The 8,799-nt window shown below is 39.6% G+C and carries 10 protein-coding genes; 5 read left to right on the top strand and 5 right to left on the bottom strand.

The window, feature by feature from the left end:
• From thiD to CK510_RS20900, 3 genes are all read left to right on the top strand, one after another.
• Positions 1 to 892, top strand: an 892-nt coding sequence (gene thiD, locus CK510_RS20890; protein WP_342745989.1) for a bifunctional hydroxymethylpyrimidine kinase/phosphomethylpyrimidine kinase, incomplete at its 5' end; no start/stop codon positions are given.
• Between the two features lie 156 nt (positions 893 to 1,048).
• The gene (locus tag CK510_RS20895) at positions 1,049 to 1,669 is read left to right on the top strand and encodes a hypothetical protein (RefSeq protein ID WP_095723539.1); all 621 of its coding nucleotides are present in this window, start codon (positions 1,049 to 1,051) and stop codon (positions 1,667 to 1,669) included.
• Positions 1,670 to 1,993: 324 nt separating this feature from the next.
• On the top strand, positions 1,994 to 2,332 hold the full coding sequence (locus tag CK510_RS20900; RefSeq protein WP_015197276.1) for a P-II family nitrogen regulator: 339 nt from the start codon (positions 1,994 to 1,996) through the stop codon (positions 2,330 to 2,332).
• A gap of 193 nt (positions 2,333 to 2,525) precedes the next feature.
• Here CK510_RS20900 and rdgB read toward each other — a convergent pair whose 3' ends face one another.
• The 5 genes from rdgB to CK510_RS20925 all read right to left on the bottom strand — a co-directional run bounded on the left by rdgB (position 2,526) and on the right by CK510_RS20925 (position 6,571).
• On the bottom strand, positions 2,526 to 3,098 hold the full coding sequence (gene rdgB, locus CK510_RS20905; protein WP_095723544.1) for an RdgB/HAM1 family non-canonical purine NTP pyrophosphatase: 573 nt from the start codon (positions 3,096 to 3,098) through the stop codon (positions 2,526 to 2,528).
• 379 nt (positions 3,099 to 3,477) lie between these two features.
• On the bottom strand, positions 3,478 to 4,005 hold the full coding sequence (locus tag CK510_RS20910) for a hypothetical protein (protein ID WP_373695822.1): 528 nt from the start codon (positions 4,003 to 4,005) through the stop codon (positions 3,478 to 3,480).
• Between the two features lie 176 nt (positions 4,006 to 4,181).
• A complete protein-coding gene (locus tag CK510_RS20915) occupies positions 4,182 to 5,840 on the bottom strand; it encodes a DUF3352 domain-containing protein (protein WP_095723546.1) in 1,659 nt (552 codons plus the stop codon).
• A gap of 148 nt (positions 5,841 to 5,988) precedes the next feature.
• On the bottom strand, positions 5,989 to 6,345 hold the full coding sequence (locus CK510_RS20920; protein WP_245912246.1) for a type II toxin-antitoxin system PemK/MazF family toxin: 357 nt from the start codon (positions 6,343 to 6,345) through the stop codon (positions 5,989 to 5,991).
• Positions 6,323 to 6,571 (bottom strand): hypothetical protein, encoded by a 249-nt coding sequence (locus CK510_RS20925; protein ID WP_095723540.1) that lies wholly within the window; start codon positions 6,569 to 6,571, stop codon positions 6,323 to 6,325. Before CK510_RS20925 ends, CK510_RS20920 begins: the two co-directional genes overlap by 23 nt.
• A 170-nt stretch (positions 6,572 to 6,741) precedes the next feature.
• Between CK510_RS20925 and CK510_RS20930 the strand changes: the two genes are divergently transcribed.
• Together CK510_RS20930 and hrcA are read left to right on the top strand one after the other, a co-directional pair.
• Positions 6,742 to 7,101 carry a rhodanese-like domain-containing protein gene (locus tag CK510_RS20930; protein WP_095723541.1) on the top strand — a complete coding sequence of 120 codons (360 nt, stop codon included), beginning with the start codon at positions 6,742 to 6,744 and terminating at the stop codon, positions 7,099 to 7,101.
• A gap of 521 nt (positions 7,102 to 7,622) precedes the next feature.
• Positions 7,623 to 8,699, top strand: coding sequence for a heat-inducible transcriptional repressor HrcA (hrcA, locus tag CK510_RS20935; RefSeq protein WP_095723542.1), 1,077 nt, complete (start codon positions 7,623 to 7,625; stop codon positions 8,697 to 8,699).
• The last annotated feature ends 100 nt before the right edge of the window (positions 8,700 to 8,799 follow it).

Here is an 8,799-nt window from a genome sequence, read left to right on the forward strand (position 1 = left end):
TGCTGACATCGCCGAAGCAATCCGTTTTGCCGCCGATAACAATGCAGATGTGATTAACATGAGTTTAGGTGGTGGTGCGGGAATACAAGCAGATTTACGGACATTTGCATTTCACTGCGTACATGGAACTAGCGCGATTACTTGTATAACCGCGCAAAATACTTTGGGTGTCACACGGGTTGATGCAATGGCTCCTGATGCTGTTGTGGCTCAAATTCAGGCTGTTGTGGAGGACATTGGTGTGGATGCAGCGAAGACAGGAATGTTGCTCAATCAAGGAATAATTGCCGCAGTTGCCGAACAAGTCGGTTTGTTACAAGCTAAAAATCAAATGAGGAATTTGGTTGTAGACCCGGTGATGGTATCGCGCACGGGAGTACAATTAATCGATGGGGATGCGGTGAAAACCCTTTGTCACGATTTAATCCCCAAGGCTGCTTTAGTGACACCTAATCGTTACGAAGCTCAAATTTTGACAGGGTTGGAGATTAATTCTTTGGATGGGATGAAATCTGCTGCGGAAATTATCTATCGGGATTTTAACATTGCGGTGTTAATCAAAGGTGGGGGAATGGAGGGAGATTTACGTGGGATTGATATTTGGTTTGATGGTGAAAAGCTAGAAATCCTGACTACGAAGCTAGTAGACACCAAAAATACCCACGGAACAGGTTGTACATTATCATCTGCGATCGCAGCTAATCTGGCTCAGGGTGAAAATTTATTCACATCTGTACAAAAAGCCAAAAATTACGTTACCACTGCACTTAAGTATTCTTTAAATATTGGTGCAGGACAAGGACCTGTGGGACATTTTTATCCTTTGCTGGAGGAGGCAGTAGGCAGTGGGAGTATAAAAAATAATCCCCAATTCTCAATGCCCAATTTTTAATAAAGTGTAAAAAAAAACTTTGCTCATGGGGCTATTTTCCGTTATCCTTTGGCATGGTTTCAGTAAACTGCCTGTTGACTTAAGACCGTTTTTGTTATAAGAATTACCCTTGATTGCGGTAATTAACTAAGAATTAACTCAAAATTAACTAAATTTATGCGAACTACAACAAACTCAGTTCCGAATCCTCAAGCTGCAAGTAACCAAAGTTATTCTCCATCTGTACCACTCTCGGTATATCGTGATTTGGCTGAAGAATTACAAGCTGCACGGGAAATGGTTAATTCACTGACTTTAAGAAACCACCAGCTTTCTCAAGAAAATCAAGTTGTGCGAAAAGAAATTGCGAAAGCGGTTAATGCGATCACACAGTTAAAACAGTTCGTAGATGTCCCAGAATCATCCACTGTTTACAATTCAGAAGCTCATGCATTCACTAACTTTGACCATGAAGTTAAGCATACATCTGCCGCAGAACGTTCTCAGGTTCGTACCCAAAAAGTCTATCCTCCCCGCACATCAGCAAATTCCCCTGTACCGAAGAAAATAAAAATTAATAAACCATCTCATCCACAAGTCATTCCTGATTACTTCCCTACCAACAAACCTGTATACATCGAAGAGCAGGAAGTTCGCTATTATCCATCCAAGAAAAAGCCTGAAGCTAGCGAAACAAACGGATGGATGCTGCTAATTGCTGTTTTACTGATTGTTTTTACTGCCTTTGGTGCTGGTTATTTGGTTGTTCGTCCTCTACTCCAAAATCAAAGCAGTTAATGCAGTAGTTTCAGCATTGGGGAAAGATATTACAACAGTTTCACACCCCATGACTGTATTTGTCTAACATCAGAAAATAAACATTACTTCTGTTACGAAATATACAAAATAATGGTAAATTGATAATAATCGGGATTGGAAATCCTGATGATTAAATAAACTAGCATAACCTGATAAATTTGCTGCCGTCAGGTGTTATTTATATTGAAAGTTGCATGGTAATTGGTACATCCCGATTTTAGAATTTCTCTGTTGTTCCAAGCCACAAGCAGAAAATCTGCTTAGATAGATAAACGAAGCTACTCAAAGTAAGGAGAAAAGAAAATGAGAAAAGTTGAAGCAATTATTCGTCCCTTCAAGCTAGATGAGGTGAAAATTGCCTTAGTCAATGCTGGAATTGTGGGAATGACGGTTTCCGAAGTCAGGGGTTTTGGTCGTCAGAAAGGGCAAACCGAGCGTTATCGTGGTTCGGAATACACTGTTGAGTTTTTGCAAAAGCTGAAGGTGGAAATTGTCGTTGAAGATAACCAGGTTGATATGGTAGTTGATAAAATCATCGCTGCGGCTCGTACTGGTGAAATTGGTGATGGTAAAATATTTATCTCCCCAGTTGAACAAGTTGTACGGATTCGGACTGGTGAAAAAAATACAGAAGCTGTTTAATAGAGTTAGGAATTAAAAATTTTGAGAGACGACCCACCGGGTCGTCTGTACAATGATTATTGAGTTCTAAATAAGCTGTTCCGCATTTAAATCATATAATCTAAATTATTATAATTCTTGTGGGGTGGGCATTCCTGCCTGCCTTAATATATGATTTAGGTGCTTTTTAGCTTACCTGAATTGTCTGAGTTACTTAGGTTAAATTAGGTAACTTTTGGAGTAACTCTGTAAAAGCTTTGCCTCGATGACTTATGGAACGCTTCATTTCTGGTGTCATTTCTGCATAGCTTAGGTGTTGCTCTGGTACGTAAAATATGGGGTCATAACCGAAACCCCCGTTACCTTGAGGTGTATGAAGAATTTCACCATGACAAATTCCTTCGGTTTGTAATGCGATCGCACCATCTGGACGAGCGATCGCAACTACACAAACAAATTGCGCTTGCCGATTCTCTTCATTCTTGAGTTCTTTTAATAACCTATTTATGCGTTCGGTATCTGAATCAGCATAACGGGCTGAATAAACTCCTGGTGCGCCATTTAAGGCATCTACAGCCAAGCCGGAATCATCTGCTATTGACCAATTCCCTGTAGCCAATGCAACTTGTGAAGCTTTTAAGCAAGCATTAGCTACGAAGGTTTCACCAGTTTCTTCAATTTCTAATTCTTCTGGTTTGAGGATTAATTCCCAACCAGAATCAACTAGGTAAGCTTGCATTTCTTTCAATTTACCTGGGTTTCCTGTAGCTACAACTAGTTTAGTCATAATTAAAAGTTCGGAAAAATTAATTAACATTGAAATCAAATAGAGACGTTACATTGCAACGTCTCTACATACTCAAATAATTATGAGCTTGCTTGTTAATAATGTACCAATCGAGTAACCACAATTATCTTTGCTGCGTGATGCTACAAGGAATATATCGATTCAAATACCCGAAACATTGGTATTTTTTTTCCTGTAATATCAATTCTATATAAGGCTGCACATTATCCCTCTATACCTCCCTCTATATACCTCCCCTACCCTGCGGGAACGCGGTAGACGCTTCGTCTTCTCGTAGAGTAGCGCGTAAAGCAAGGGGAGGTGCCACAGGCGGTGGGGTTCTTTCTATGCGTCTTCATATTAAAATGGGATAAATCCCTTACTGCTGCACTGTCAGGGTATAGTTTTGCTTGACGTTGGAATTAAATGTCCCTACCCAAACTTTGTAATTTCCAGCTTTCAATTTTTTAAAGTCGATGCTAGCGTCTTTATTCTTACCAGTATCATCACCACAATATATGGTGTTGTCTGGAGCTTTAATTAACATTGTAGTATCATTACCACCGCTATTGACTAACAACTTCAAGTTAGAAAAATCTTTTTCTAATACTACTATGTAGTCGGGGTTTGGATCGGCAAAACCAAAACAGGCTTTGTTGTTTGTATCTCGATTTGCGATCGCAGACAATGAGTAGGAACCCCCTGTATAGCCTGATATTGATGACCTAAGTATATCAGAACCGGGTGACAAACTAATTGTCCCAAAGTTAGCAGTATCCGCTAATACGGATGTGCTGACAAATATCGTAATAATACTTAAAAGCCATCCGCCTTGTAACCAACTATTCCGCACTTGGATTTTTCTAGTTTGGATGATTGGTAAGAGTCGGGGGTGACGTTTATTCATCATATCCCTCCAACATTATTCTAATCTATTTAATCTATGTAAACTGAACTCATGTATAAATTATACAAAAAATACCCTTGAAGAAGTTGGGGGTTGTGCCAGATTTACATCTGACACAAAATACTATGGGTTAGGAATTGTACGTGAATAAATGCTCATTCTTGAGAAGCAGTTTTCTACAAATTGTCAAGTTGAAAAAATACACCACCTTGAAGTGAGTGAATATCACTGCCATAGCTGCTGATGGTGAGCGATCGCAAGTTATCAAATAGTGGTTTAGCGACAATTTTCAGCAATTTGAGTATTGGTAGCTGTTTTTGGAGAATATCTTGGCTGTTCGTCCAATCAAGATATACATAACCCCCATTTGGTTTGGGAAATGTAGCAATACTTTTCTGGAAATTGCGACTTTCGATTAAATTATTATCCTTGGCAACGACAACTTCGTGCATCGTCTCTAAGGATGAGGTGAAAATTTCGTAATTACCAATGGTAGTATGTACTCCATAAGCTTTTGCTTCGATACTAAAGGATGGTTTGGTTTTTGCGTCAGCTTTTGTGGTAGTAGCAGCTAGTTGTGTCCAAGCGGTGATGGGTTGCTTGTCAAGTGTGAACGAGCTAACGTTTAAGCCATTTTTAGCAGCAATTTCATCCAAGTGGGAAATACCATCAGAAGTTTCTGGTGTTTTTTCAACTACAAAAACCCAATCGGGATTTCCTTGCTGGGGGTTGGACATCAATGCAACTGCATATTCGCCTTTTACCCACTTGAATATATCTGCTGATAAGTTTACACCCCAACGATTTTGAATTTCTGCTAAAGGTTGTACAAAATTAGTCATGCTAACTTCACCTTTCCCGGATAAAGCACCAGCAAATTGCTGCCAATAGCGAGCGAGATTGCTACTACTAATGTTGCTCAAATCCGCACTAGATACGACGACACCGAAATCAGCAGGTACATATTTTAATGCTCCGACAGGCTTTGATAGCTGCTGGGAGGAAGGTGGGATTTCTTCGGGGGTTAAAGCAACAGTTTCCGCTAACAAACCCTTTGCCACTAAGGAAAGGGAAACAAGTTGAGTATCGAAAGTTTGGATGGGTAACTTTAAACCTTGCCATTGGGCAACGGTAGGGAGATTTAAAAAAGCAATCCCGAATGCACCTTTGGAAATTTGCTTTGCTGCCTCTTGATACTGATTCGAGCTAGTTAAGTTTAAATCGGGTGCTTGGACGTTATTTATCGCTTCCCGTAGTACTTTTGGGTCGTTTGCGAATAAGACAAATTTATCACCAACAACCGCACCAGTTAGCATTGCTTTTCCGGATTGGGAATCATCGGCGATAACTTTTATACCTGCATATTCTTCCACATTTAAATCCGCACCTGCTAATACTCGCTTGGAAAATAATAATTGGAGAAATTCGCGGCTTTTTTCTGGTGCTTTGGTTGCTAATGCCAATAAATAACCGGGTTGCTTGCCATTGTCAGGGTCACGATCGCAGTCTAAACTGGTGACAGCGAGTGTAATTTCACGACCCAACCAAGGTTGTATATCTTTGCGGTAATCTATTCCGGAATTTTCCAGCAAACCCTCTGTCAGCTTGGAAATATCGACTTGTTTCTCCAATCCCTGTAATTTGTCTGGATTTAATATCGACACCATCGCAGGAGCTTGTTTTGACACAAAAATAGCGGCAGATGGTTGTTCTCCACCACCTCTAATTCCTTTGCTAACAGGAGCGGCAATCGTAGTTTCGCTGAATACAGCAAAATTTATCAGCAGCATAATTAAGTTTGCTGCCAGGAAACGAAAGAATAAGCTTCGACCCATAACTCTCCATACAATACCTAACAACAATTCCAGGTTAGAGGTAAAAGGGTCAAGGGGGAAAGGGGTAAATAGGAAACAATTCAAAATTTTAGGTTTTTTTTGAGATGGGGAATCGAAACGCGATCGCATTTATCCATTGACAAAATAATTAATTAATGCTTAAAACAATCCCTAAGGCTTTACTGATATTCTGCATCTGCTCATCTGATAAAATACCGATTTGGCGAGTTAGTCTTTGCTGAGAAATCGCACGAACTTGAAATGTGTCGGCAGCAGAAGTTTTACTCAAGCCATTTTCAGTATTGGGTTCTAATCGAACCATCCACAAAACACTAGCAAAAGCGTCATTCCATGCAGTAATTGGCACAACAACTTTTAAGCGTAAAGTGCCAATTTCATCATTATTAACAATAATTGCAGGACGAGTTTTACCAATTTCATCTCCAATAGAAGGATCGGAATTAAAAAGCCAAATTTGACCTCTACGCATAATTTTCATATTCATAAAAGTCTTCCGTATCGCCATCTGCGAAAATACCCACCTCACTTCCTGGTTCGTAAAAAGAACGCATCACTTCGGCAGCTTCAGCTAAACTCAGTTCTTTTTGAGGAGTAAATTCTGATTTTGTAAGGATTTCTTCACGAATTAACTTAGATGCTAGTTCAATTACATCCAAACGTTCTTCTGTCGTCATTTTTGTCAGTGCTTCTAAGACTTCTGCTTTAGTCATGTATATTCCTAAAAATAGCCTTAAACTGATGCTAGCACAAGGTTCGCTGTATCAATCACAATGGAAACTTCCATTTACATTCCACATCCAAGATTAACCAATTCTCCATTTCATCAATTTTTTGTCAAGATAAAGAATAGGATTATTTAAGTATTGTTAACAAAAATTTCATGACTGGCAGCCATCCAAACCCAACTATTATCCAAATTAACGTTAAAGAACTCCAAGAACGTCTATCCTCAGAAGGTTCTCAACTGCAATTAGTCGATGTTCGCGAACAAAGAGAAATTGAAATAGCCAGCATTGAGGGCTTTACAAATTTACCATTGAGTGAATTCGCCGCTTGGTCAGAGCAAATTCATACCCAGTTGGATATGGAGACTGAAACCCTTGTTCTCTGCCATCATGGAATGCGATCGCAGCAAATGTGTCAGTGGTTGGTTAGTCAAGGCTTTACAAATGTTAAAAATATTTCTGGTGGAATTGATGCCTATTCAATAATTATTGACCCTTCAATCCCCCAATATTAACCATAAGGGACTTCCAGAAAATAAAATATCCCAATTATATAATTATCAATCGTAGGACTGGGGTATCCCAGCCCTATTTCTTTGTGTTCCCTTACCAAGGGTTTTGGGTAACACTTGATTAATTTTCACTAATATGTATCACAAACCCAGCATTTTTACGCAGGCTATAACTGTAACTTCACAAGTATTTTAGTAATCAAATAAGTAATCAAAACTACAGCCTTTTGTTGCTGCATATGAAAATATAGTAGTATAAGTAAAGTTTATCAATGTCTAATTTACTACAATCTGATTTCCAGAATCGATTTAGTTACGTCAAAAAATACCGCAAATAATTTCACTTTGCGTAATAATGTCATTAATGTGGCGACAATGTAACTTTATTTTACTTTTGCTATTCTGAATAACTTAATTTGCTATCTTTTTTACACTAAATATTAATTTAATTTTCTTTTTCTCAATTTCAAGTTGACTCGCTTTATCAAAGTTTTATTAAGAATTGCCTTCAGTAAACATAACCTATGCAAGTCCAGCTAACTAATCGACAACAGCACATACTCTGGGCAACGGTGCGACATTATATTGCTACCGCAGAACCAGTTGGTTCCAAGACTTTGCTTGAGGAATACAACCTTGGTGTAAGTTCTGCGACAATTCGTAATGTGATGGGGGTATTAGAAAAGGCTGGGTTGCTATATCAACCGCATACCTCAGCAGGTCGAATTCCTTCCGATTCGGGTTATCGTATCTATGTAGACCAGTTAATAACGCCGAATGAGGTGTTGACATCCCAAGTCGAGCAAGCCCTCCAAAAACGTTTGAAGTGTGAGGATTGGAGTTTGGAAGCGTTGTTGCATGGTGCAGCGCAGATTTTGGCGACTTTGAGCGGTTGTGTAACTTTAATTACAATGCCGCAAAATACGACTGCGGTGTTGCGTCATTTACAAATGGTGCAAATAGAAGCTGGAAAGGTGATGTTGATTGTGGTGACAGATGGTTATGAAACCCATTCGATGGTGCTGGATGTTCCTTCTCGTGGGGATGGGAATAAGCTGGATGTAGAGTTAATCGATCGGGAATTGCAGATTGTCTCAAACTTTTTGAACAGTCATTTGCGGGGAAAAAGTTTGTTGGAATTGGCAAATCTTGATTGGACAGAATTAGATCGGGAATTTCAATATTATGGGGAATTTTTGAAGACTTCTTTAGCAGAAATTAGTCGTCGTAGTTTTACATCTGGGAACACGCAAATAATGGTGCGGGGAGTTTCCGAGGTGCTGCGTCAACCGGAGTTTTCCCAATTACAGCAGGTACAAACGATTATTCAGCTGTTGGAAGAAGAGCAGGAACAACTTTGGAGATTGATTTTTGAGGAACCGGAAGCGGAAGAAGCGGGTAAACAAAAGGTGACAATTCGGATTGGTGCGGAGAACATATTGGAACCCATACGTAGTTGTTCGCTGATTTCTTCAACCTATCGACGTGGTGCGATCGCTCTCGGCAGTGTGGGGGTTTTGGGACCAACTCGACTTGATTATGAAAGTGCGATCGCGGTTGTTTCCGCAGCCGCAGAGTACCTTTCGGAAGCTTTTAGTTGATTCTTTTAAAGAACATATAAAACAAGATTGAATCCCCCCTAGCCCCCCTTTTCAAGGGGGAAATAGAATACAAATCCAATTCCCTCCCCTTAATAAGGGG

The organism is Brunnivagina elsteri CCALA 953 (genome assembly GCF_002289455.1).
Classification (GTDB): domain Bacteria; phylum Cyanobacteriota; class Cyanobacteriia; order Cyanobacteriales; family Nostocaceae; genus Brunnivagina; species Brunnivagina elsteri.

Coding starts and splice junctions, on each gene's coding strand:
- CK510_RS20895 (WP_095723539.1), top strand. CDS start 1,049: ATGCGAACTACAACAAACTCAGTTCCGAATCCTCAAGCTGCAAGTAAC.
- CK510_RS20900 (WP_015197276.1), top strand. CDS start 1,994: ATGAGAAAAGTTGAAGCAATTATTCGTCCCTTCAAGCTAGATGAGGTG.
- rdgB (WP_095723544.1), bottom strand. CDS start 3,098: ATGACTAAACTAGTTGTAGCTACAGGAAACCCAGGTAAATTGAAAGAA.
- CK510_RS20910 (WP_373695822.1), bottom strand. CDS start 4,005: ATGAATAAACGTCACCCCCGACTCTTACCAATCATCCAAACTAGAAAA.
- CK510_RS20915 (WP_095723546.1), bottom strand. CDS start 5,840: ATGGGTCGAAGCTTATTCTTTCGTTTCCTGGCAGCAAACTTAATTATG.
- CK510_RS20920 (WP_245912246.1), bottom strand. CDS start 6,345: ATGAATATGAAAATTATGCGTAGAGGTCAAATTTGGCTTTTTAATTCC.
- CK510_RS20925 (WP_095723540.1), bottom strand. CDS start 6,571: ATGACTAAAGCAGAAGTCTTAGAAGCACTGACAAAAATGACGACAGAA.
- CK510_RS20930 (WP_095723541.1), top strand. CDS start 6,742: ATGACTGGCAGCCATCCAAACCCAACTATTATCCAAATTAACGTTAAA.
- hrcA (WP_095723542.1), top strand. CDS start 7,623: ATGCAAGTCCAGCTAACTAATCGACAACAGCACATACTCTGGGCAACG.